This window comes from Mesorhizobium huakuii, assembly GCF_014189455.1.
Classification (GTDB): Bacteria; Pseudomonadota; Alphaproteobacteria; order Rhizobiales; family Rhizobiaceae; genus Mesorhizobium; species Mesorhizobium huakuii_A.
This window is the reverse complement of record NZ_CP050296.1, coordinates 5,022,557-5,047,387: the sequence shown is the minus strand read 5'-3', so window position 1 is coordinate 5,047,387 and position 24,831 is coordinate 5,022,557. Positions and strand designations below refer to the sequence as shown.

Here is a 24,831-nt window from a genome sequence, read left to right as displayed (position 1 = left end):
TGTTCGTGGCCTCATGCAATCACATCAGGCAGGCACGTTCCAGATTTCTTTCGCGTATTGGCGGATCGTGCGATCGGACGAGAACCAGCCGACGCGCGCGACATTGCGGATTGCCCTGGCATACCAGTCGGGGCTGTTACGCCAGACAGCGTCGACATCGCGTTGGGCGGCGGCGTAGGCATCGAAATCGGCGGCGACCATGAACCAGTCGCTGTCGTAGAGGCCGTTGATCAGGTCGCGGTAGCGATTGGGATCATCGGGCGAGAAGACGCCGGACGAAACAGCGGCCACGGCCTGCGCCAGTTCGGACGAGCCCTCGATCACGGCGCGCGGGTTGTAGCCATTGTTGCGCCGCTCGGCGACTTCGGCCGTCGTCAGGCCGAAGATGAAGATGTTGTCGTCGCCGACGCATTCCTTGATCTCGACATTGGCGCCGTCGAGCGTGCCGATGGTCAGCGCACCGTTCAGCGCGAACTTCATGTTGCCGGTGCCCGACGCTTCCATGCCCGCGGTCGAGATCTGCTCGGACAGGTCGGCGGCCGGCATCATGATTTCGGCCAGGCTGACATTGTAGTTCGGCACGAACACCACTTTCAGCAAGCCACGCACCGCCGGATCACGGTTGATGACCTTGGCGACATCGTTGGCGAGTTTGATGATCAGCTTGGCATTGTGATAGCTGGGCGCCGCCTTGCCGCCGAAGAATTTCACGCGCGGCATCCAGTCGCGTTCGGGATGCGAACGGATCTGGTCGTAGAGCGCGATCGCCTCAAGGATGTTCAGGAGCTGGCGCTTGTATTCATGGATGCGCTTGACCTGGATGTCGAACAACGCCGAAGGGTCGACCTTGATGCCGAGCCGGTCGGCGACGAGATTGGCCAGCCGCACCTTGTTCTGCCGCTTGACGCCCGCGAATTTTTCCCGGAACGCGCTGTCATCGGCAAAGCCCTCGAGCCCTTTGATGGCGTCGATGTCGTCGAGAAAGCGGTCACCGATCGCCTCACGGGCGAGCGAGGTCAGCCCAGGATTGCACTGGATCAGCCAACGCCGCGGCGTGATGCCGTTGGTCTTGTTGTTGATGCGATCGGGATAGAGCTTGTGCAGGTCGGCGAACACCGTTTCCTTCATCAACTCGGTATGCAGCGCCGAGACACCATTGATCGAGTGCGAGCCGACAAAGGCCAGGTTGCCCATGCGCACGCGGCGGTCGCCATTCTCCTGGATCAGCGAGATGCGGCTGATCTGCTCGTCCGAGAACTGGTCGGTGGCGCGCGCCTCCAGAAGCACCTGCGCGTTGATGGCGTAGACGATCTGCATATGGCGCGGCAAAAGCCGCTCGAACAGCGGCACCGGCCAGCTTTCCAGCGCCTCCGGAAGAAGCGTGTGGTTGGTGTAGCCGAAGGTGCGCTTGGTGATGTCCCAGGCGAGATCGAAGTCCATGCCGTGGACATCCATCAAGAGCCGCATCAGCTCCGGCACGGCGATCGCCGGATGGGTGTCGTTGAGGTGGATCGCCGCCTTGTCGGGCAGCGACTTCAGGTCGCCATACTGGCTGAGATGGCGCTGCACGATGTCCTGCAGCGAGGCGGTGGAGAAGAAGTACTCCTGCCGCAGCCTGAGCTCCTGCCCGGCCATGTGGGAATCGGCGGGGTAAAGCACGCGCGACAGTGCGTCGGCCTTGTTGCTTTCGGCGAGCGCGCCAATGTGGTCGCCGGCATTGAACTTGTCGAGCAGGATCGGATCGACCGGCATGCCCGACCACAGCCGCAGCGTGTTGACGCGGTTGCCCCGCCAGCCGACGACAGGCGTGTCGTAGGCGACAGCAAGGACATGTTCGGTCGGCTTCCAGACGTGACGCTCGAGCCGGCCGTCCTTCGAGGTGATGGACTCCACCGAACCGCCGAATCCGACTTCGAAGGAGCGTTCGCGCCGTTCGAATTCCCAGGGGTTGCCGTGGTCGAGCCATGTCTCGGGCAGTTCGACCTGCCAGCCTCCCTGAATCTCCTGGCGGAACATGCCGTTGGCGTAGCGGATGCCGTAGCCATGCGCCGGAATGTCGACGGTCGCCATGCTTTCCATGAAGCAGGCAGCGAGCCGGCCAAGGCCGCCATTGCCGAGCGCGGCATCGGGTTCGAGCGCAGCGATGAGATCGAGGTCGACGCCGAGCGACGACAGCGCCTCGCGCATATTGGCCATCAGGCCAAGATTGGAGAAGGCGTCACGCATCAGGCGGCCGATGAGGAACTCCAGCGACAAATAGTAGACGCGCTTTTCCTGCTGGTCGTAGGCCTCTTTCGTTGCCTGCATCCAGCGATCGACGATGCGGTCGCGCACGACCTTGATCGAAGCCGTCAGCCAGTCGTACTGGGTCGCGACGGTGGTGTCCTTGCCGACCCGGTATTTGAGGGCCACCAAGACTTCCCTTGCGAGCGTCTTCGGATCAGGATTTTCGAGCAGTGGAGGAAGAGTTTCGGATGTCATCGCGCGCGTCATGCTGCCTCTCGTGCGGTTGCAATGATCATACCGGCTTTCACCATTCATCCCAGCCCATGTTACTGCATTGCAACATATATTCAATCGATTTAGATGAGCGTGCGCCGGCTTACCCTGCGGCAATTTGACAATCAGGCGGCGAGTGCAGCCTCCGGAGGTGCCTTCGCGCCGGTCATGAAGGCGACGGCATCGGACATCGTATATTGCTTGGGATCGATGACGCACAGGCGACGACCCAGGCGGTGAATGTGGATACGATCGGCCACCTCGAAGACATGCGGCATGTTGTGTGAGATCAGCACGATCGGCAGGCCGCGCTTCTTGACGTCGAGGATCAGTTCGAGCACGCGGCGGCTTTCCTTGACGCCAAGGGCGGCCGTCGGTTCGTCCATGATCACCACGCGGCTGCCGAAGGCAGCGGCGCGCGCCACCGCCACGCCTTGGCGCTGGCCGCCCGAGAGCGTCTCCACCGCCTGGCTGATGTTCTGGATGGTCATCAGGCCAAGTTCGGTGAGTTTGTCGCGGGCGCGCTTTTCCATCGCCGGGCGGTCGAGCATACGCAACCACTGGCCGAGGAAGCCGGGTTTGCGGATCTCGCGGCCGAGGAACATGTTGTCGGCGATCGACAGTGCCGGCGACAAAGCGAGGTTCTGGTAGACCGTCTCGATACCGGCTTCGCGGGCCTCCATCGGTGATTTGAAGGAAACGGCTTTGCCTTCAAGCCGGATTTCACCTTCGTCGGGCACGGCCGCGCCGGAAATCGCCTTGATGAGCGACGACTTTCCGGCGCCGTTGTCACCAATGACGGCAAGGATTTCGCCGGGATAAAGGTCGAAGTCGGCATTGTCGAGAGCGGTGACGCGGCCATAGCGCTTGACCAGGCCACGCGCGGTAAGGATGGGTTCCTGGGTCATGACTATGCCGAAACCTTTCTGATCCATTGGTCGATCGCCACGGCGCCGATGATCAGCACACCGGTGAGCAGCACTTTCCATTGCGGATCGGCGCCCAGCATGTTGAGACCCATGGAGACGACACCGACGATCATCGCGCCGAACAGCGTGCCCAGGATAGAGCCGCGCCCGCCGAACAGAGAAATACCGCCGATCACCGTCGCGGTGATGGCCTGGAGATTGTAATCGGTGACGGCGGCGGACGGCGAGATCGAGCCGTTGCGGCCGACAGAAACCCAGGCAGCGAAAGCGGCAATCAGCCCGGCAAGTGTATAGACCGTCACCAGCACCTTCTTGGTCTGGATGCCCGACAGCTTCGCCGCCTCCTGGTCATCGCCGACGGCGTAGACATGGCGGCCCCATGCCGTGTGATTGAGCACGTACCAGAGGATCATCACGAGCACGACCGTGGCTATGACGCCGAGCGTCAGCACCGCCGTGCCGATCTTGAAGCTCAGGGCGAACAGATGCAGCAGCGGCGCCTGAGTGTCGACGTCGGTGTCGCGGATCGTCTCATTGGCCGAATAGATGAAGTTCGTGGCCATGACGATGTTCCAGGTGCCAAGCGTCACGATGAAGGGCGGCAGTTTCATATAGGCGACCAGCAACCCGTTGAGCAGCCCGCAGGCCGCACCCGCGGCAAGCCCGATCGCCACGGCGAGAATGGCCGGCATACCGTAGCTGACCGCGCAATTGCCCATGATCACGGCTGAAATCACCATGATCACGCCAATCGACAGGTCGATGCCGGCGGTCAGGATGACCAATGTCTGCGCGGCGCCCAGAATGCCGACGATGGCAATCTGCTGCAGGATCAGCGTCAGCGTATAGGACGAAAAGAAACGTCCGCCGATGGCGATGCCGAAAATGATGATAGACAGGACCAGCACGATCAGCGGCACTGCCGCCGGTGTCGAATGCAGGAAGTGCTGGATGCGCTTGACGGCCGATTTGTGTTCGTCGAACGCTGCAACGCTGGTGTCGCTGCCCGAGAGAACCTTCTCGAATTCCTGAGCTTGAGCCATGTTTCCTCCCCGTGAGGTGTCAGCCTAGCGCCAACGCCCGTCCACGCCTTTCCGGTCTGCTGCCGGGATTGTTCGCGGTCACGCGACCCATCGTCCACCCGAAGCGGTCGGGGATCAAGCCCCAACCGCTCGAGTTCGGTAATTGCCGATCAGACCAGCATCAGCCCCAGCACTTGGCGAGGCCTTCCTTGGTGTCGATGGACTTCACGCCCTTGGCCGGCTTGTCGGTCACCAAATTGACGCCGGTATCGAAGAAATTCTTGCCTTCGGTCGGCTTCGGCTTGGTTCCGTCCTTGGCGAAGGCGGCGATCGCCTCGATGCCGAGCGCTGCCATCTGCAGCGGGTACTGCTGCGACGTCGCGCCAATGACACCTTCGGTAACCGACTTCACGCCGGGGCAGCCGCCGTCGACGGAGACGATCAGCACCTGCTTTTCCAGACCGACGGCCTTGAGCGCCTGGTAGGCACCGACAGCGGCCGGCTCGTTGATGGTGTGGATGACGTTGATGGTGTTGTCCTTCTGCAGAAGGTTCTCCATCGCCTTGCGGCCGCCCTCCTCATTGCCGTTGGTGACGTCGTGACCGACGATGCGCGGATCGGTCTCGTCGCCGATCTTGTTGGGATCCTTCACATCGATGCCGTAGCCCATCATGAAGCCCTGGTCGCGCAGCACGTCGACCGTCGGCTGCGAAGGCGTCAGGTCGAGGAAGCCGATCTTGGCGTCCTTGGCCTTGTCGCCGAGCGTGGCGGCAGCCCAGGCGCCGATCAGCTTGCCGGCCTCGAGATTGTCGGTGGCGAAGGTCGCATCGGCCGCGTCGATCGGATCGAGCGGCGTGTCGAGCGCGATCACCAGCAGGCCGGCGTCACGCGCCTTCTTCACGGTCGGCACGATGCCCTTGGTGTCGGATGCGGTGATCAGGATGCCCTTGGCGCCGTCGGCGATGCAGCTTTCGATGGCCGCCACCTGGCTCTCGCTGTCGCCGTCGATCTTGCCGGCGTAGGTCTTGAGGTCGACGCCGAGTTCCTTGGCCTTTGCGGTCGCGCCTTCCTTCATCTTGACGAAGAAGGGGTTCGTGTCGGTCTTGGTGATCAGGCAAGCGCCGACACCGGCCGCGGAAGCGGACGACGCAAACGCCATCAGACCCAGGGCGGCCGCGGCAAACACGGTCGATTTCAACAGTTTTGTATTGGTCACGATCTTCCTCCCAGTGGAACCATTCCGGATGCCGGCCACCGGCATCTACGGCGCATCCTACGAATTTCTCCCAGCGTGGACGCCGCCTCAACAGACACCAGACCGCAGGCGCTGTCAATAATTAAATCACTCTTATTTATTATTGACAGCCTTGCGCCGTTCACTCATTCTGGCCCAAAAGCATTGAGGGGAAACGACGGGAGGAACAGGGTGGAGACCGCCACTGCGAGGCACGGTTCGCCCGAAGCGAATGACAGCCTGATTCACCGCGGCACCAACCAGAGCGGCATGCGCGACCACAACGAGCGGTTGGTGCTCTCGCTGGTGCGCCAGCACGGCAGCCTGGCGAAATCCGACATCGCCCGCATGACTGGACTTTCGGCGCAGACGGTTTCGGTCATCATGCGCGAACTGGAGGAAGAAGGCCTGCTCGTCCGCCAGGCGCCGCTGCGCGGCAAGATCGGCCAGCCCTCCATCCCGATGGCGCTCAATCCCGAGGGCGCCTTCTTCATCGGCCTCAAGATCGGCCGCCGCAGCGCCGAACTGGTGCTGATCGATTTTCTTGGGCATGTGCGCTCGATGCTGCAGCACTCCTATCGCTATCCGGCACCGCGCGAGACGGTGGAATTCGTCACCGATGGCATGAAAAGAATGCGCGGCGAACTGACGCCGGCCCAGGACAAGCGCATCGCCGGGCTCGGCATCGCCATGCCATTCGAACTGTGGAACTGGGCCGACACCGCCGGCGCGCCGCGCGACGTCATGGACGAATGGCGACACCGTGACATCAGGGCCGACATCCAGGCGCAATGCGAGTTTCCGGTCTATCTGCAGAACGACGCCACCTCGGCCTGCGGCGCCGAGCTCGTCTTCGGCCAAGCGGGTGGCGCGCGCGACTTCGTCTATTTCTATATCGGCGCCTTTGCCGGCGGCGGCATCGTGCTGAATGGCCGGTTGTTCGGCGGCCCGACCGGCAATGCCGGCGCGCTCGGCTCGATGCCGGTGCCCGGGCCGGATGGCAAGCCGACCCAGCTGATCGATGTGGCCTCGATCGCCATGCTGGAAAAAGCGCTCAATGCGCGCGGCGTCGAGGCCTCGCACCTGTGGACCTCGCCCGAGGACTGGGGCGACATCGGCTCCGAACTCGACGACTGGATCGCCAATGCCTCGCAGGCGCTTGCCTATGCCATCGTCGCCGCGTCCTCGGTCATCGATTTCGAGGCGGCGGTGGTCGACGGCTGGATGCCGCAGGCGGTGCGCCGCCGACTGGTCGATGCCATTGTCGCCGCCATCGCCACAATCGACGGCGAAGGCCTGAAACTCCCCGTCGTTCGCGAAGGAACCGTCGGCATCCATGCCCGGGCGCTCGGCGGCGCCAGCCTGCCGCTTTCCGAACGCTTTCTGATTGGTTCGACGACGATTTCCAGGAGCGCCTGAATGCTGATCGGAATCCCGGCGCTGCTCGGTCCGGACCTTCTGGCGACACTGCGCGCCATGGGCCATGGCGATGAGATCGCCCTGGTCGACGGAAACTATCCGGCAGAGGAGCAGGCAAGGCGCCTGGTCCGGGCCGACGGTCATCATCTCATCCCGGTGCTCGATGCGATCCTGAGCGTGCTGCCGGTCGACGACGCCGTTCCGGAAGCCCTGTTTCGCGCTTCAGTCAAAGGCAATCCCTCGATTGCCGATCCAGTCCATCACGAGATCGAGGCGATCTGCGCCAAGCGCGCGCCGGGCCGCAAGGTGGTTGCACTGGCCGGCGCCGACTTCTATGCACGGGTCAAATTGGCGCATGCCATCGTCGCGACAAGCGAGCCGAGGCTTTACGCCAACATCATCATCCGCAAGGGCGTGATCTATCCGCCGGAGACCAGAAAACCATGATCCTTTGCTGCGGCGAAGCCCCTGATCGACATGCTGCCGCGCACCACGACGCAAGGTGAGCCGGCTTTCGCCCCCTATGTCGGCGGCGCGGTGTTCAACACGGCGATCGCGCTTGGCCGGCTCGGCGCGCCGGCCGGTTTCTTTTCCGGCCTGTCGTCCGACCTTTTCGGTGGCCAGTTCAGGGATGCGCTGGGAGCGAGCAAGGTCAGCTCCACCTATGCCCACACCTCGCCCAGGCCGACCACGCTCGCCTTCGTGCGGCTCACCAACGGCCAGGCGACCTACACATTCTACGACGAGAACACCGCCGGACGCCTGTTGACCATCGACGACCTGCCAGCGCTCGGCAACGAGATCGAGGCCATGCTGTTCGGCGCCATCAGCCTGATCTCGGAGCCGGCCGGCAGCGCCTATGAAGAATTCATGCGGCGCGAGCACGCGAGCCGCGTCATGATGCTCGACCCCAACATCCGACCGAACTTCATCCCGGACAAGGCAAAGCACCTCAGGCGCATTCGCGCCATGATGGCGATGGCCGACATCGTGAAGCTGTCGGATGAGGACCTGAACTGGTTTGGCGAAGCCGGCTCGCATGAGGATGTCATCCGCAATTGGCTCGACCGCGGCCCCAAGCTGATCGTCGTCACGCATGGCAGCGAAGGTGCGGTCGGTTACACCAGGGATCACGCCGTCACCGTGATGCCGGAAAAGGTCGAGGTGGTCGACACGGTCGGAGCCGGCGACACGTTCAACGCCGGCATCCTCGCCTCCTTGCACGAGCAGGGCCTGCTGACGAAAGCGGCAATCGCCGGACTGTCGAAAGAAGCCATTCATAAGGCGCTGGCGCTTGGTGCCAAGGCAGCGGCAGTGACCGTGTCGCGCGCAGGCGCCAATCCGCCATGGCGGCATGAAATCGCCTGAGCAACGCTCACCTTAAGTTGAGCCAGCCGATCACTTTATGTTTCGCGGGGCCGCTCAGTGGGACTATAAGGTCGCGACTGTGCCCGACGAAGCCCGGATTTCCGGCATCTTGCTAGGATTCACCTGAAATCAGCGGTAACAGACTGCAATATCCGGGCAATCGGTGGCCCCGGCTGCCCGGCTTTCTCGGCAAGCGCAACTCTGGTACCAGCGGGCCGTTATTTTGGCTAAACCGCCTGATTGAAATCGTTTTTGAGGCTGACATGCAGTTCATCGATCTTGGCGCGCAGCGCGAACGTATCCGCGACCGGCTGAAGGCCGCGATCGACCATGTCGTCGAGGACGGCCGCTACATCCTCGGGCCCCAGGTGGCGGAGTTCGAGAAGAAGCTCGCAGCCTATGTCGGCACCAAGCATGTCGTGGCCTGCGCCAACGGCACCGATGCGCTGCTGCTGCCGCTGTTTGCCGCCGGCATTGGCCCGGGCGACGCGGTGTTCGTGCCGAGCTTCACTTTCGCCGCCACCGCCGAAGTGGTGGCGCTGACCAAGGCCGAGCCCGTCTTCGTCGACGTCGATCCGGTGACCTATAACATCGACATCGCCAGCCTCGAGGCGGCCATCGCCATGATCAAGAAGGAAGGAAGGCTGAAGCCGAAGGCAATCATCCCTGTCGACCTGTTCGGCCTTGCCGCCGATTACGATGCCATCATGGCGATCGCCAACCGCGAAGGGCTGCTGGTGATCGAGGACGCCGCCCAGTCGATGGGCGGGTCGCTTGACGGCAAGATGTGCGGTGCTTTCGGCCATGTCGGCTCGACCAGCTTCTATCCGGCCAAGCCGCTTGGCTGCTATGGCGATGGCGGCGCGATGTTCACCAACGACGACGAGATGGCCGACAAGCTCAGATCCTTCGCCTTCCACGGCAAGGGCGAGACGCAATATGACAATGTCCGCGTCGGCATCAATTCGCGGCTCGACACGCTGCAGGCGGCGATCCTCATCGAAAAGCTCGCCATACTCGAAGACGAGATGGTGGCACGCCAGGTGGTGGCAAATCGCTATGCCGAAGGGCTTGGCGATATCGTCACGGCGGCCCGCAACCTGGACGGCAGCCGTTCGGCCTGGGCGCAGTACGCCATCGAGACGCCCAAGCGCGATGGCCTGAAGGCGCATCTGAGCGAAAAAGGCATCCCGTCCGTCATCTACTACGTCAAGCCGCTGCATGCCCAGGTCGCCTATCGCGACTACCCACGCACGCCGACCGGCCTTGCCGTCTCGGAGGATCTGCCGAAGCGCATCCTGTGCCTGCCGATGCACCCCTATCTCAGCGAAGCCGACCAGGACCGGATCATCGAGACGATCCGCAACTACATCGGCTCGAACTCGGCGCAGGCCGCGGCCGAGTAATCGGCAGCCGGTCTCAGACGGGGCTCGCCCCTACCCTGCCGCTGGCGATAAAATGCGGATTGGCGAAATCCTCGTCGTGGGCCTGGTCGCGTTTGCCGTAGGCCAAGGGCTTGCCGTCCAGCGTGCGTGTCGTGCCGCCCGCCGCGCGCAGCACCGCGTCGCCCGCCGCGGTGTCCCATTCCATGGTGCGTCCGAAGCGCGGATAGACATCCGCCTCGGCGCTGGCGAGAAGACAGAATTTCAAGGACGAACCGACAGAGACGATCTCGGCGGCACCGAGGTCGCGAATATAGGCTTCGGTTTCCGGCGTGTTGTGGGAGCGGCTGGCGACCACGGCCAGCGGCGCTGCTGCCGTTCTCACCGAAATCGGCCGGCGGCCGACGATCTGGTAATCGCCATCGATTTCCAGGGCTTCCGCCCTGCCCGGCCGGCCGGAAAAGAAACGTCCAGTGCAAGGTGCGAAGACGACGCCGAGTTCCGGCACGCCATGGCGGACAAGCGCGATGTTGACGGTGAAGTCGGTGCGGCGATTGACGAATTCCTTGGTGCCGTCGAGCGGGTCGATGAGGAAGAAGGCCTCGCCCAGATCAGTCGGCATGATTCCAGCCGCCGCTTCCTCCTCAGCCACGCAAGGAATCTCGGGAAATGCAGCGCGCAGCCCGGCGAGAATGATCTTCTCGCTCTCGCGGTCCGCCTCCGTCACCGGCGAGGCGTCCGACTTGCGGTCGACCGCGCAACCGGCGTGGAACACGCGCATGACCTCGCGTCCGGCCGCCAGGGCCAACTGCTCGAAGATATCGAGCATCGACCTGTCGTCAGATACCGCCGCCACTGTCATATTGGTCTTCGGCAATGTCACGCTCGTTCAGCCAGTGTTCCAGGGCATCTACCATCTCTTCCGCCGATCTGCCGAGCGTCTTCAGATGGATTTCCGGATTTTCCGGCGCCTCGTATGGGGAATCGACACCGGTGAAGTTCTTGATCTCGCCATTCAGCGCGCGGGCATAGAGGCCCTTCGGGTCACGCCTGGCGCACTCCTCGAAAGGCGTGTCGACAAACACCTCGATGAACTCGCCGTCGGCCATCAACTCGCGCGCCATGCGCCGTTCAGCGCTGAACGGCGAAATGAACGAGACAATGACGATCAACCCGGCATCGGCCATCAGCTTGGCCACTTCGGCGACCCGGCGGATGTTCTCGACGCGGTCGGCATCGGTGAAGCCAAGATCACGGTTGAGACCATGACGGACATTGTCGCCGTCCAGAATATAGGTGTGCCGCCCGGTGGCGTACAGCTTCTTCTCGAAGAGATTGGCGATGGTCGACTTGCCGGAGCCCGAAAGCCCGGTGAACCAGAACACGGCGGGCCGCTGGTTCTTCATGTCGGCGCGCACGCGCTTGCCGACATCGAGCGATTGCCAATGGATGTTTTCGGCACGACGCAGCGAGTGCACGATCATGCCGGCGCCGACGGTGGCGTTCGAGATGCGATCAATCAGGATGAAAGCGCCGGTGGTGCGGTTCTCGGCGAAAGGATCGAAGGCGATCGGCGCTCGCGTCGAGATGTTGCAGATGCCGACTTCGTTCATCTCAAGCGACTTGGCCGCCTCATGGGCGAAGTCGTTGACGTTGATGCGGTATTTCAGGTCGGTGACGGTGGCGCTGGTCTGGTCGGTTTCGGTGCGCAGGATGTAGGAACGACCCGGCAGCAGCGCATGCTCGTCAAACCAGACGATGTTGGCGGCGAACTGATCGGCGACCTGCGGCCTGGCGGCCGGCGAAACCAGCATATTGCCTCTGGAGACCTCGACCTCGTCGTCGAGGACGAGGGTGATGGCCTGGCCGGCCACTGCCTGTTTGAGATCGCCGCCATAAGCGACGATGCGTTTGACATGCGAGGACTTGCCGGATTTGGCGACGACGACCTCGTCGCCTGGCGCGATGGCGCCTGACGCGATCGTGCCGGCAAAACCGCGGAAGTCGAGATTGGGACGGTTGACGTACTGCACCGGAAAACGGAACGGCTGTTCGACGGCAGCCTCTTCGACCGAAACGGTCTCGAGGTGCTCGATCAGCGTCGGGCCGGAATACCAATGCATGTTCTGCGACCGGCTGCTGACATTGTCACCGTAACGGGCCGACATCGGGATCGGCACGATGGTCTGGAAGCCGAGATCGCGTGAGAACTGCCCGTAGTCTTCGACGATCCGGTCGAAAACCGCCTGGTCGAAATCGACGAGATCGATCTTGTTGACGGCCAGCACGATGTGACGGATGCCGAGCAGCGAGGCGATGATCGAATGGCGCCTTGTCTGGCGCAGCACGCCTTGGCGGGCATCGATCAGCACGATCGCCAGATCGGCGGTCGAGGCGCCTGTGGCCATGTTGCGGGTGTACTGCTCGTGGCCGGGCGTGTCGGCGACGATGAACTTGCGCTTCGGCGTCGCAAAGAACCGGTAGGCGACGTCGATGGTGATGCCTTGCTCGCGCTCGGCCTCGAGACCGTCGACCAGCAGCGCGAAATCAATGTCGTCGCCAGTGGTGCCGTGCTTGCGCGAATCGCGTTCGAGCGCGGCGAGCTGGTCCTCGAAAATCTGCTTGGTATCGGACAGCAGACGCCCGATCAGCGTCGACTTGCCGTCATCGACGGAACCGCAGGTCAGAAAGCGCAGCAGCGACTTCTTCTCCTGCGCCGCCAGATAGTCGCGGACGCCATCGGTGGGGGCGAGGCTCTTTGCCATGATGTGACGCATGGTCAGAAATACCCCTCGCGCTTCTTCTTTTCCATCGAGCCTGCCTCATCGCGGTCGATCAGGCGGCCCTGCCGCTCGGAGGTGCGCGCGGTCAGCATCTCGCCGACGATGGCTTCGAGCGTGTCGGCGTCCGATTCAATGGCGCCGGTGAGCGGATAGCAGCCCAAAGTGCGGAACCGGACCAGCCGGTTCTCGACCGTCTCGCCCGGACGCAGTTTCATGCGGTCGTCGTCCTTGAGGATCAACATGCCGTCGCGTTCCACCACCGGCCTTTCCTTGGCGAAATAGAGCGGCACGATCGGGATGTTCTCCTGCAGGATGTACTGCCAGATATCGAGCTCGGTCCAGTTCGACAGCGGGAAGACGCGGATCGATTCGCCCGATGCGATGCGGGTGTTGAATATCTTCCACATTTCGGGGCGCTGGTTCTTCGGGTCCCAGACATGCTGGGCATTACGGAACGAGAATATGCGCTCCTTGGCGCGCGACTTCTCCTCGTCACGGCGGGCACCGCCGAAGGCGGCATCGAAACCGTATTTGTCGAGCGCCTGGCGCAGCGCCACGGTCTTCATCACATGGGTGTGGGTGTTCGAGCCATGATCGAACGGATTGATATTGTCGCGCACGCCGTCTTCGTTGACATGAACCAAAAGGTCGAAGCCGAGTTTCTGCGCCATCTGATCGCGAAAAGCGATCATCTCGCGGAATTTCCAGGTGGTGTCGACGTGAAGGAACGGGAACGGCGGCTTGGCGGGATAGAACGCCTTCATTGCCAGATGCATCAGCACGGATGAATCCTTGCCGACCGAATAGAGCATGACCGGCTTGGCGAAGGCGGCCGCGACCTCGCGGAAAATGTGGATGGACTCGGCTTCAAGCCGCTGCAGATGCGTAAGCGCGATGGTCATAGACTGTGAGCGTTCTCTCGTGCCTTGCGCCAAAAGACCTTGCGTCAAATCATCGAGCCTTTTGCGCCCGGTTCAAGCTTCGCTTCTGGACAAAGTGTTTCGTGCGGGCGTTCTAGCAGATCGGCGCACGGCAGAACAATGCAAGACCAGCCCGGCAACGGTCAGTTCGGGAATGAATTTTCCACGCTTTCGCCAGAACCCGGAAATTTCTGTTCGCAAGGCCTCCAACCGGGAAAAGGCAGGAAAAATATTGCTCGGGATGACCTGACGACAAACACTCCTGGAGCCCTTTGCCAATCGACGGGCGCCGGGCCGCCGATTTTCGGTGACAACAAGCCCCGGCGCACTATCGAAAAGACAGCCCAGCCGTTATACAACCTCCGGAAGCGGGCAAGATGCGTCATCAGGCATGGGCAATTTCGAGGCGAGCACATTCGGTTCCGCTGAACAGGATGTGCCGCATAAAGCTACTCGAGAATAGCGAGCCCGAAACTTGAACCGGCTTTCGTCCATCAGACCGCAAATCACGCCGTCGCGGATCAATATCTACTTCTCCATTCTTTGCTTCTTTTTTCCACCGGTCCTGGGATCGCTGGTCAGCTTCGTGTTCAATGGCGGCGGCCTGTGGTCCGTCCTGTTGATTGCCCTGAAGAGGAGGCGCTTCAACATCGACAGGGCGATGATGGCGCTGACGATCGCGATCTATGCGTATTGCGCGGCCAATATCGTGGCGTCCATCGTCAACAACGCGATCGTCCAGGATGCGCCACGCCTTATTCCGCTCGTGACCTTCCTGCTTTTCCCCATCTCCTATTCGACCTGGAGCATCACGCAGAAAACCACGCTCGTCCGCATCATCGTGCTCAGCAGCCTGGCCGCCTGTTTCGTCGCGCTGCTGCTGGCCGTTATCCAGCAATATTGGGTGGGGATGAGGGCCAAGGGCGGGGCCGGCAATGCGATCGTGTTCGCGGAGGTGCTTTGCCTTGCCGTAATGGTCTGTGTGGCTGGTGCCTTGTCGGGTATCGAGAGACACAGGAACGCCCTCATCTGCGCAGCCCTTGGCGGAACGATCGCCATCATCTACTCCGGTACGCGCATTATCTGGCTGTCGCTGCTGATCGCCGGCATCGCCGTCCTGCTGATCAACCAACGGAGGCTGAAAGGAAAGAATGCCGTTCGCCTGCTGGTGCTGCTGGTGGCGGTCGGCGCCGTGATCGCGGCCGTCGGTTTCCAGACGATATCCGGGCGTGTCGACTTTCTGCGTTCCGACTTGGACGCGCTCGCCACCCATGGTGACTACACGACGCCCATCGGATTGCGATTCGCCGTGTGGGATATCGGCCTGAAGGCGTTTCGCGAGATGCCCTTGTTCGGACATGGAGTGGGTGCCACCCAGACCTTGATAAAACAGGGCTTCCGCGATCAGTTCGGGATGGATGCAGGCTTCAGCCATTTCCACAACGGCTTCCTGACCGCCTTGGTGCAGGCGGGAATCCTGGGCGCCGTGACACTGGCGGCTATCTTTGTGGTTGCGGCCAGGAATGCCGCACTGGTCCTGCGAAACAGCGCCGATCCGATCGAGCGGTTCGGCGCCACCATGATTGTCATCGTGGTGATCACCTATCTCACGGCCGGAATGACAGGCATCCTGGTCGGTCACGACATTCTGGACTCGATGCTTATGGTCTTCCTGGTGTCGGGAACGTATCTCGCCTCCGGACGTCAGGCTCCGTTGCCGCAAGACCAGGCACTTGCGCCGATGACGGACGAACGAGAGCTGGCGCCAATGACGGAAGACCCAATCCTTTCGCCGACGATGGAAGAGCAGATGCGTCCATCCGTCACCCAATAGGCGTTCAGGGCAAAGGCGATGAAAGTCCTGGTCACAGGCGCGACGGGCTTTATCGGCCGTCAGGTGGTCAGCCAGCTTCTAAAGGCCGGCGCCGAGCTTCGCCTCGCGTCCCGCCACCCGGACAGGCTTGGCCCCGGACATGACGCCGTGCAGATGCCCGGTTTCGATGCGCCGACGGCTGCCTTCCTGGCGTTGACCAGGGACGTTACGGATGTCGTTCATTGCGCGGGTCTGAACAGTGATGAAGGCAGCGCCACCGACGCCGATTTTCGCGCGGCCAATGCGGATTTGAGCGCAAGGCTGGCTCAAGTGGCGGCCGAACAGGCAAGCGGACGGTTCATCCAGCTCTCCTCGATCCGGGCCGTGATCGGCGCGCGCGTCAGTGCAACGATCGACGCGGACACGATACCCGATCCGAAATGCGCCTATGGGCGCTCGAAGCGCGAAGCAGAGATCAGGGTGCTGGACGCCTATGCGTCGCATGGCCGTTCCGACGCCGCCGTGCTGCAGCTGCCTCCGGTCTACGGAACCGGCATGAAAGGGAACCTGGCGACACTGATGCGCCTGGCCGACACGGCTCTGCCGCTGCCGACGGGCGCACTGACGGGAACCCGCTCGCTGCTGTCATCGCAATCGGCGGCAGGCGCGGTGTGGCATCTGCTCAGCCATTCGGGGCCGCTGCGCCCGATCTATATTGCCGGCGATGTGCCGCCGGTTACGATCGCTGACATCGTCGGCGCCTTTCGCAGCGGTTTGCGACGGCCGACGCGCCTGATGGCCGTGCCGGCCGGGCCGTTGCGGGCAGCCGCGATCCTGCTGGGCAAGCGGACGTCCTGGGACAGCTTGACCGCGACACAGATATGCGACCCTTCCCTGCTCGTATCGGAAGGCTGGCTGCCGGAAACCGGCACGCTGGAGCGGCTGGCCGAGACAGCGCGTCTCGGAACCGCTCAATCGCCGCCGTTGCGATAGAGCGTTCCAAACAGGATGCGAAGATCGAGCCAGAACGACGCCGCCTTGAGATAGGCTGCATCCGTTTCGGCCAGAAGCTGCGGGTTCGACATGTCGATGCCCCTGATCTGGGCCATGCCGGTAATGCCTGGACGTGCTGCCAAAACCCCCAGCCGCCTGCGACTCTCGATCAATTCCGTCTGTGTCGGCAGACAAGGGCGCGGCCCGACCAGGCTCATCTCGCCCTTGAGGACATTCCAGAATTGCGGCAGCTCATCGAGCTTGAATTTCCGCAAGGTCCTTCCGACCGCGGTCACGGCATTGGCCGGCGCTTCGTGTGAGGGCAAGGACGGCGTTCCCTGAACCATCGTCCGCAATTTGTGGCAGCGAAACAACGCACCATCGCGGCCGACCCGCGTTTGCGAAAAAATCACCGGACCAGGCGACGATGCCCGCACGGCAAGGACGCAGAGCAACAGAACAGGCGACGTCACCACCAACAACAGGACTGTCGCGACGAGATCGAAGGCTCGCTTCAGTCCGTTCACGGCCATCCCCCGATCACTAACACCGCCGGCCGCGGGATCGATATCCCAGCAAGATCTCGCCGTCCAACCGTCAGCTGCAACGTCCCTAACCTGCTTGCCCGACTGTTCTCGAACCAGCTTCCTGCCGCGTGTCGGGCGCTGATGTCTCCGGCCGATGGAGTTCCGCCAACACGGCAAGGGCGGAAGCCTTGTCCTGGTTCTTCATTGCCGCCTGCAGCGCAGCCAGTGCGGCCTGAACCACCGGCCACGCCACGACATCGGTCCTGAGACCGAAGATCTTGGCGATGTCGAGCGTGACGACCTCCTCATTGGCGCCCTGCAGCGTCTCATGCAGCTTCTCGCCGGGCCTGATGCCGGTGAAGCGGATCGGGATATCCGCATAAGGCGTCTTGCCGGCCATGCGGATCATGGTTTCCGCGACTTCCAGAATCGGCACGGGCTTGCCCATGTCGAGCATGTAGATGGCATAGTCGTCCTTGCCGTTACGCGACTGTGCGTCGGCGGCGGCCATGATGACGAGGTCGACAGCTTCCGCCACCGTCATGAAATAACGCGTCATGCGCCGATCGGTAATCGTGACTGGGCCGCCGGCTTCGATCTGTGCTTGGAAGATGGTCGCCACCGAACCATTGGAGCCAAACACGTTGCCGAACCGCACGGCTATGAACTTGGTGCCGGAACGGCGCCCATCCGCCGCAATTGCATGGCTTTCGTGCAGAGAGCTGACGAGCTGCTCGGCGGCTCTCTTGGTGATGCCAAGCACCGAGGTCGGATCCACGGCCTTGTCGCTCGAGATGAGCAGGAACTGCGGGACGCCGCATTTGGCGGCAACCTCAGCGCAGACAAGCGTGCCGAAAACATTGGTCTGAATGGCCGATTCCCAGTTTTCCTCGAGCAGCGGAACGTGCTTGAGCGCCGCGGCATGGAAGATGATGTCCGGTTTGAATTCCGTGACGACACGGGTCATCTGGCGCCGATCCGCGACATCGACAATACGGACCTTCAGGCGATCATGGTCCTTCTCGTCGACATACTGGCTCAACTGGAAGATGCCGAACTCGGAATTGTCGGCGACCAGCACCGCCCCTGCCCCCAGCTCCAGCGACCGCTTGACCAGTGTGCGGCCGATAGACCCGGCGCCTCCGGTCACCAGGACGCGCCTGCCGCCGACAAAGGCACCGATGCGTTCGATATCGGACGGCACCGTCGGACGGCGCAGGATCGTCTCCATCTCGACTTCGTCGAGAACGATCTTTCCCTCCTGCCCCAGTTGCGAAAGCCTCGAGAACTGCGCGACGGCTATGCCGCCATGGCGGGCGACGCGCACAAGCTCGGAATATTCCTCGATCTCATGCTCGACGCCGCTGCCGAAAATAAGCAGGTCGATGCTCTTGGTGCCGGCGGCGTAGTCCTCGAGCACATCGATCAGACGCGGCCGGGACGCCACCACGGGAACACCTTGAATCCGTGTGCCCAACGGCGCGCCGCGTTCGGTCGCCATGATGCCGGCGATGGAATAGTCGGCCGGCTCTGCCGTGCGCGTGAAGCGGATGATCAGGTCGGCCTCGCCAAGCCGACCGACGAACAGCGCCCGCCTGGCCTGCGTTTTGTTGGCCTTCTGGGTGAGGATGCCCCAGCTCGCGCCGTCGCGAAGAAATCGGTAGAACAGCCGAGGCGCCGATATGATGGTGAAGGAAACGAGGAAGAAGACGATGAATTGGCGCTCGTTGAGGCCAGCCACAGGCTGGAGGAAACGAGACATCAGCGAAACGGTATAAAGCACAACCGTCAGAATTGCGCAGCTCTTCAGAATGTTGAAAAAGTCCGGGGTCGAGGCAAAGCGCCAGATCGTGGTGTAGAGACCACAATATCGGAACAGCAGGTGGCTGATGAGAACGACCCCTGCCCAGGTGACAAAGCCTTCGTAGGAGAATGCATCGAACGAAAGGTCTGACCTGGAGAGGACGAGACTAAGCGCCACCGCGACCAGGACCATGGCCATATCCTGGACCATGATGAAGGCGCGCCGCATCTTCGGCCGACTTCCGGATACGGCTTTTACATAGGAAGTCATTGGCCAGTACTATACTCCAGGCAAGGATTCGAACATTACAGCCTCGCGCGATCGAATGACATCCCTCACAGATCGCTCGTTTCGAAGTTCTAATCCTCAGCCCCCGCTGCAGTCATCGCATAGCGTGGAGTTGCAGCCATCGCCAGAGTTTTTTGATTTCCGGTTGGGCAGCGCCTCAGGGGCCGGGCTATGCTCCCCGCTTTAGCGCGCCGCCGGCTTCGAGAGACCGAACCGCCTATCCTTGCGCGCGCAAAGCAGCGGCCAGTCGGATGGAATTGTGGACGAACCGGCCGATTCCATCGGTGGATGAGCCGAGATTCCTGCCATCGATGCCGATTCTCAAGCGTGTCTCCGGAAGCAGGTAGGACATTTCGGCGGCAACCGGACCGGGGGAATTATCGGCGGCGGCCGCCTATACTGACAATCTCAGACCTCGGCTCTGACGCCTAGCATCATCGCCAATGAGCGTTGCCCTATCCGTTCCCAACTGTTCTCTTCCACCCACTCCAATCGACGCTTGGCGATATTCTCGAGATTGGACCCTCTGGGATCGTCATAGAATTCACGTAAGGCGGTTGCAATACTCGAGGGGGCGAAGCCGTTCAACCCGATAGTTATCCCGCGAACCTCATCGAACAGGTGTGCAGGGGATGTGGCTACAAACGCGCAGGCAGCCAAAGCGGTCCTGACAGCGGCGCTGGAAGATTCTGGATTATCCAAGTAGGGAAGTACGACCAAGTCGCACTCCGAAAGCATTTCCTCAACCTTCGCTTCTTCAAGGTAATCCGGGTACAGCTCTACTTGATCTTCAAGACCCATGGTTCTTATCATTTTCTTGCAATTTTCAAGTTCCTCCTCCGAATTGGAATCCGTGCGAACAGCATTCAGCAGACACAGCCTGAATTGTTCGCCATCGTGTCGGGCCGCGATAAATTTCGCAAACCCCTCGATTAATGCCCTCACATTCTTGTGTTGGTACAAGAAGCCAAAGGATCCGATCCGCCTGGTCAATCTCTCTGCAGGGCGGGTGTTGCCGCGATATGGAATGCCCTGCGGCATGACTGTCACGTTGTGACCCAGCCCGCATTGACCCAAATTGTTGAGGTCAGTCACTGTATGCACGATGACTCGATCAAAAAGCCTCAGGGTCTCTACAACAGTGCTCCGTCGCGCAGAATCAAATTGTAGAATTGGCCGCGAAGTATGCAGCGTGATGAAAACAACCCTCCCTAAGGCTTTAAGCTCCTTGACAGTTAATAGTAGCTCTCTATCAATCTCGTAAAAGGCAAAATGATGTTGAAACCAAATAACTTCTTTCCATAATTTGATATCCGCGCTGGAAAATTCAGATCTTGGGGCGTTTTTTAACCATTCTCTTGTCACTCTCACATCCTCGTCCGATGTAGAGGAATGGGTTTCCCCAACTTTATTTTTTGGGCCGACAATTGAAACATCTTTAAGATGTAAAGCGCCGATCAAACGATCCGAGTAATCTGCGATCCCGCATGGCTCACGCCAAGTCGATACCACCGTCAAACCAAGCGGTCGCTTAAAACCGTCCTCTATCTCCTCAATTCTGTTAATTGCGCCTAAAAAATGCTTGGCTGCATCGTCCGAAGCATAAAGCTGGCTCACCCGGTCGAACAGCAGTTGCGCCCGTCGCTGCGAGCGGCTTCCTCCCGCGCCAAGATCGCTGATCAGGTCGTCGAGTATAGAGGCTAATGCCTTTTGGTCAGGTTCAACCCAAAATGATGCACCGCTGGATAAGTGCGACGAGGAGGGAACGAAGTGAAAGGGAATCCGCCAGCTGTTCTCATCGGATAGAAAATCCGCTTGTCCACCGAAACCGGTTGCAACCACAGGAAGATAACGAAGTCCCGCTTCGATGGCCGGCAAATTCAAACCTTCGCCCCTAGATGGCAGGACTATCGCATCTGATTGATCGTAAAGTTCCTGCATTTGCAGAGTCGTATAATCATCAAAAATGACGCGAATATTATTTCGGAATTCGGGAGCCACGATGTCTAGAATGAGCTGATCGACATTATTATGCTCGTTGGGAAATGTTTTTATAGTCAAGCGAATGTCATGATTTCTCGAAACGATGTCGAACGCTGACAGAAGAAGATCGACACCTTTCCTGGGAAAGCAGGAAGAGATGTGTAGAAGATTGATTACCCCTGACACCCGAAGGGATTTCGGTTCTGCGGCCGGAATATCCACGACGGGCGGTGGCGCCAATACGATTGGCCTACGACAGCCGTTGTCCTGCAGCGTTTTCATTACGAAGCGAGACGGAGCGACAACGGCGTCGTAGCCATTCAGCTTTTCGATTGTTCCGAACGGGATTGACGATTCCTCCCAGAAAAACATGATATAGGCGCGCTTGTCGTCAGCCGAGCGGTCCAGCACCGGAAAATGATGAACAAGGGTAATATAGGATTCGTCGGCAAACCCATCCTGCATCATGCGCGTGAGAGCCGCCGTCGATGTATCGTTGGGGGTCGAAATAGCGTCCTCACGTCGTCCATGAAATGGGACGATATTGATCCGTGCCAGCCCAAGCGAATACATCTTCTCAGCCAAATTGCGGTTGATATAGGCGAGGCTGTATGTTCCGTTGAAATGGCCAATAAATTTTATGGATCGTTCAGTTAAATTTTCGATCCCTTTGGCCGTCACATCGGGAAAGTCAATCAGGAAGCCTTTTTCCAAAAGTGTTAGATATGCTTCGATCAAAGGAGGGTAGGACGATACGCGCGCTAGATAGCGGTGGAGGATCGGAAAACACCTAATTGACCTGTCAAGATGATGCCACAAGCGCGGGTGAGTTTTTAATATATTTTTACTCTTATACAAAATTCTCTTTGCCGACGATCGAGATTGACGTTGCACTCTTTGGAGAGCCTCCGTGACCATCCAGGAGAGGTTAATATTTGACAACCTGCTCTTTATTTCCTGCAAGTGCGAATGTATCACATGATTCATTTCCATCTGTTCAATTATAAATTTCTCCACCGCGATGTCTTTTAGTGCATGGTCACGCCTGTTCTCCTCTAGTGCATGTTCAACACCTTTAAAACGAGCATGAACCGCATCGGCTTCTTCCGCCAATTGCATGAGACGTCGCATGTCAGCGGGTCCTTGCTGCGGAATAGATGCGCAATACGATTCAAATTTCAATTTTCTGGCTGTATCTAGGCCCGACTGTTTCAACGCAACCAGCGCATAATCGGGCCCCAAGCTAAACAGTGTGTTTATCAACGATTGGATAGGGCCAAAATTTTCGGCGGCTGGTTTGCCGTTGAGTCTAAGAATCCTGTTCGCCCTGAAGCCAGCAAGCTCGGCGTAGTAGACCATTAACGGTGGCGGTATCGGCCTAACATGGGTTGGATCCATGTGGAACGCCCAAGTTGCGACAGCGAGATTCTCTGGGTTTGGCGTCTCAACAATGATAATCCCACCGGGTTTCAGTATTCTATTAATCTGCTCAAGCAACTCCATGATATATTCGCTTTGGAGATGCTCAATCAGATGAAAGGCTGTAACGACATCGTAGCTCTCATTCTTCGTGTTTCTGACAAATTCGAGAGCATCCGCGTTAATTGATACAAAGTTTTTGCTTTCAGCCTCCGCGATCATCGTGGGATTGTTCTCGACCCCAGTGCACAGCCATCCCCTACCTTTCAAAAGATTGCACCATTCTCCTCTTCCGGAGCCGAGATCAAGCGCAGTTGGATCGGCATCGCTCTCGGAATGAATGACGTCCAAGAGCGGCAGATACACGGAAAATGTGTGTAGGATGGATTCCCGGTCTCCTCTGAATCGCTCCTCAAAATTGCGATACTGGTTCATGATGCTGGCTGCCATCTAAGTTCTCCAGAAAAGGGCGGCGACCACCCTTTAATAGTCACTATAAATCAACTGAATTTGGCTGATCGCGCAGCCTGATAGGCCAGAATGAATGGGCGGTCTTGTCTGACGACACCGGCAGAAGCTCGATGCTCCGATTCACGCGGCCACTCGCCACCGCGACTATGACGCGTTCGAGTTTGTTCATGCAATATTTCCTCGGATGACGAACCGCGCGTGTCGGCTTGCGCAGCATGCGCCGCCGCCTGTCCCGCTCGCTCTTCCGTCTGCCCGGCCCGCGTCTCGGCACCGACGATCCTGTTGAGGTGTTCCGCGTCGGTTGCGCAAACAAAGTCGTCAAATATGTTCGGTGGCGCCGCGAATGCCGGCGCCAATTCGTCCCAGAATTCTGCGGCAATGTAGAAGCGGTTCAAACCGTCGAACCACACGAACCGGTAGTTCGCAGCGAGAAGTAGCGGTTCCCACTTCAGGTGGTTTTGCTCCTGCGAATTCGGCTTCGTCGCCTCAACCAGGACGATCCAAGGTCGATGGCTCGTCCAATCAGATCCGGCCAGAACATCACGTTCTGCCCCTTCAACGTCGATTTTCAGGAAATGGATATCTGCGGGAGCATACTCGGCGCAGATAGAAGCCAGTGTCCGCGACGGAACCTCGTGCTCCCGGATCTCGTATCCGGCCAAACGATGCTGTTCGGCGATGACCCGGTCCATCGTCGACATGCCAGTGCCGACCACCTCAAAGAAAGGCACGTTCCCCGCACTGGCGCCGGCTGCGATACCCAAAGTTACATCGCGTGGGCGCGCGCCCACGATGCGCGCCACATGAGGTGGATTGGCCTCGATATTGATCCCACACCAGCCATGATCGCTAAAGGCCCGCGTAACAGAGTATTCGTCCGGGTGCGCGGCGCCTACCTCAATCCAGAACCCTTGTGGAATATGCTTGAGCGCTCGCCAAAGCATAACATCTTCAAAATTCTGAGCGTATGAAATGAAGGTCAAAGGAAGTACCGTTGTTTCCAAATCTCGATTGGGGCCGAGTTCGGCTTATTGTCAAGCGCTGTCTCTCGGATCTCTAAGCCAGCGGCACGAATATTGAGTCTGACGAGCCGAATCGGTTTTTCTTCTTTAGCATACCGCATCATCCGTTCGCGCCGCTGGCTGGCCTTCAGGCTACACAAACATACGGGCCTGCGATTGGCATCGTCTACAACCTCGTTGCATTTATTCTTATTTCAAACGACGGACTCAACCGAAATAGGCTGTCAGAACCTCATTGGTGGGGCCATCCATGCGCACACGGCCATGATCCATCCACAGGATGCGGTTGCAATTCTTTTGAAGCAGCTCGCGTGAGTGGCTGGCAAGGACAAGTATCTTGGTCGTCTCCACGATCTCGCGCAGCCGCCTGTCGGCCTTGTGCTTGAAGTCCTCGTCGCCCGTCGAAAGCCATTCGTCCATGACCAGGATTTCCGGCCGGATCGCCGTCGAGGTCGAGAACGCCAGGCGTAGCTGCATGCCCGACGAATAGGTCCGGAACGGCATGTCCAGAAAATCGCCCAGTCCGGTGAACTCGGCGATGCCATCGAATTGCTCGCGCAATTCGTTCGGCCGCATGCCCATCATCGCCGCGCGCAGCCTGATGTTCTCGCGGCCCGTCGCTTCCGGGTCGATCCCCAGCGAGATGTTGATAAGCGATACGCATTCACCGTGGATTGTGGCCGAGCCGCTCGTTGGCTTGTAGATGCCCGACAGCACGCGCAGCAGTGTCGTCTTGCCGGAGCCGTTGTGGCCGATGAGCCCGATCCGGTCCCCCTCGTTCACGCAAAAGCTCACATCCTCCAGTCCGCGCACGATGACATGGCCATCGACCCGACGGTCGATCGCGCCGCCCGTGGCGACACTCAGCACCCTATTCTTGAGCGAGCGGCTTGCCGCGTTGAAGACCGGGAATTCGACCGAGACGCCGGCCAGTATGATGGAAGCCATAGCAGGG

17 protein-coding genes and 1 pseudogene are annotated in these 24,831 nt (G+C 60.1%); 6 read left to right on the top strand and 12 right to left on the bottom strand.

Translation table 11 applies throughout. The features are described from left to right. Positions 1–24: 24 nt before the first annotated feature. The 4 genes from HB778_RS24275 to HB778_RS24260 all read right to left on the bottom strand — a co-directional run bounded on the left by HB778_RS24275 (position 25) and on the right by HB778_RS24260 (position 5,609). The gene (locus HB778_RS24275) at positions 25–2,493 is read right to left on the bottom strand and encodes a glycogen/starch/alpha-glucan phosphorylase (protein ID WP_183457607.1); all 2,469 of its coding nucleotides are present in this window, start codon (positions 2,491–2,493) and stop codon (positions 25–27) included. Positions 2,494–2,624: 131 nt separating this feature from the next. After that, the gene (locus HB778_RS24270; RefSeq protein WP_183457606.1) at positions 2,625–3,407 is read right to left on the bottom strand and encodes an ATP-binding cassette domain-containing protein; all 783 of its coding nucleotides are present in this window, start codon (positions 3,405–3,407) and stop codon (positions 2,625–2,627) included. A gap of 2 nt (positions 3,408–3,409) precedes the next feature. Next, positions 3,410–4,471, bottom strand: coding sequence for an ABC transporter permease (locus tag HB778_RS24265; protein ID WP_095198595.1), 1,062 nt, complete (start codon positions 4,469–4,471; stop codon positions 3,410–3,412). Positions 4,472–4,631: 160 nt separating this feature from the next. Further along, positions 4,632–5,609, bottom strand: coding sequence for a sugar ABC transporter substrate-binding protein (locus HB778_RS24260; protein WP_394811859.1), 978 nt, complete (start codon positions 5,607–5,609; stop codon positions 4,632–4,634). A gap of 267 nt (positions 5,610–5,876) precedes the next feature. Between HB778_RS24260 and HB778_RS24255 the strand changes: the two genes are divergently transcribed. From HB778_RS24255 to HB778_RS24240, 4 genes and pseudogenes are all read left to right on the top strand, one after another. Further along, the gene (locus HB778_RS24255; RefSeq protein WP_183457605.1) at positions 5,877–7,103 is read left to right on the top strand and encodes an ROK family transcriptional regulator; all 1,227 of its coding nucleotides are present in this window, start codon (positions 5,877–5,879) and stop codon (positions 7,101–7,103) included. Further along, the gene (locus HB778_RS24250; protein ID WP_095198597.1) at positions 7,104–7,550 is read left to right on the top strand and encodes an RbsD/FucU family protein; all 447 of its coding nucleotides are present in this window, start codon (positions 7,104–7,106) and stop codon (positions 7,548–7,550) included. Further along, positions 7,547–8,471 (top strand): annotated as a pseudogene (locus HB778_RS24245) (carbohydrate kinase family protein). Before HB778_RS24250 ends, HB778_RS24245 begins: the two are co-directional and overlap by 4 nt. Positions 8,472–8,734: 263 nt before the next feature. Beyond that, entirely contained in the window at positions 8,735–9,877 is a 1,143-nt protein-coding gene (locus HB778_RS24240; protein WP_183457603.1) for a DegT/DnrJ/EryC1/StrS family aminotransferase, read from the top strand. Positions 9,878–9,890: 13 nt separating this feature from the next. Here HB778_RS24240 and cysQ read toward each other — a convergent pair whose 3' ends face one another. Genes cysQ through cysD form a run of 3 tightly spaced genes read right to left on the bottom strand, consistent with a single transcriptional unit; the run spans position 9,891 to position 13,538 of the window. Then, a complete protein-coding gene (gene cysQ, locus HB778_RS24235; protein ID WP_183465208.1) occupies positions 9,891–10,682 on the bottom strand; it encodes a 3'(2'),5'-bisphosphate nucleotidase CysQ in 792 nt (263 codons plus the stop codon). A gap of 10 nt (positions 10,683–10,692) precedes the next feature. Next, on the bottom strand, positions 10,693–12,630 hold the full coding sequence (gene cysN / locus HB778_RS24230) for a sulfate adenylyltransferase subunit CysN (RefSeq protein ID WP_183457601.1): 1,938 nt from the start codon (positions 12,628–12,630) through the stop codon (positions 10,693–10,695). A 2-nt stretch (positions 12,631–12,632) separates the two neighbouring features. Beyond that, a complete protein-coding gene (cysD, locus tag HB778_RS24225; RefSeq protein WP_010914955.1) occupies positions 12,633–13,538 on the bottom strand; it encodes a sulfate adenylyltransferase subunit CysD in 906 nt (301 codons plus the stop codon). Positions 13,539–14,031: 493 nt separating this feature from the next. Here cysD and HB778_RS24220 point away from each other — a divergent pair, with 493 nt between their 5' ends. Together HB778_RS24220 and HB778_RS24215 are read left to right on the top strand one after the other, a co-directional pair. Further along, positions 14,032–15,390: an O-antigen ligase family protein gene (locus tag HB778_RS24220; RefSeq protein WP_183457599.1), complete on the top strand. Its 1,359-nt coding sequence runs from the start codon at positions 14,032–14,034 to the stop codon at positions 15,388–15,390. A gap of 18 nt (positions 15,391–15,408) precedes the next feature. Further along, on the top strand, positions 15,409–16,362 hold the full coding sequence (locus tag HB778_RS24215; RefSeq protein WP_183457597.1) for an NAD-dependent epimerase/dehydratase family protein: 954 nt from the start codon (positions 15,409–15,411) through the stop codon (positions 16,360–16,362). Here the strand turns inward: HB778_RS24215 and HB778_RS24210 are convergent. From HB778_RS24210 to HB778_RS24190, 5 genes are all read right to left on the bottom strand, one after another. Further along, positions 16,341–16,895 (bottom strand): sugar transferase, encoded by a 555-nt coding sequence (locus HB778_RS24210; RefSeq protein WP_183457595.1) that lies wholly within the window; start codon positions 16,893–16,895, stop codon positions 16,341–16,343. The genes HB778_RS24215 and HB778_RS24210 overlap by 22 nt on opposite strands. A 79-nt stretch (positions 16,896–16,974) precedes the next feature. Continuing rightward, a complete protein-coding gene (locus HB778_RS24205; protein WP_183457593.1) occupies positions 16,975–18,963 on the bottom strand; it encodes a nucleoside-diphosphate sugar epimerase/dehydratase in 1,989 nt (662 codons plus the stop codon). Positions 18,964–19,389: 426 nt separating this feature from the next. Continuing rightward, positions 19,390–22,833: a glycosyltransferase gene (locus tag HB778_RS24200; protein WP_183457591.1), complete on the bottom strand. Its 3,444-nt coding sequence runs from the start codon at positions 22,831–22,833 to the stop codon at positions 19,390–19,392. Between the two features lie 50 nt (positions 22,834–22,883). After that, positions 22,884–23,837 carry an FkbM family methyltransferase gene (locus HB778_RS24195; protein ID WP_183457589.1) on the bottom strand — a complete coding sequence of 318 codons (954 nt, stop codon included), beginning with the start codon at positions 23,835–23,837 and terminating at the stop codon, positions 22,884–22,886. Between the two features lie 246 nt (positions 23,838–24,083). Continuing rightward, a complete protein-coding gene (locus tag HB778_RS24190) occupies positions 24,084–24,824 on the bottom strand; it encodes an ABC transporter ATP-binding protein (RefSeq protein ID WP_183457587.1) in 741 nt (246 codons plus the stop codon). Positions 24,825–24,831 lie beyond the last annotated feature (7 nt).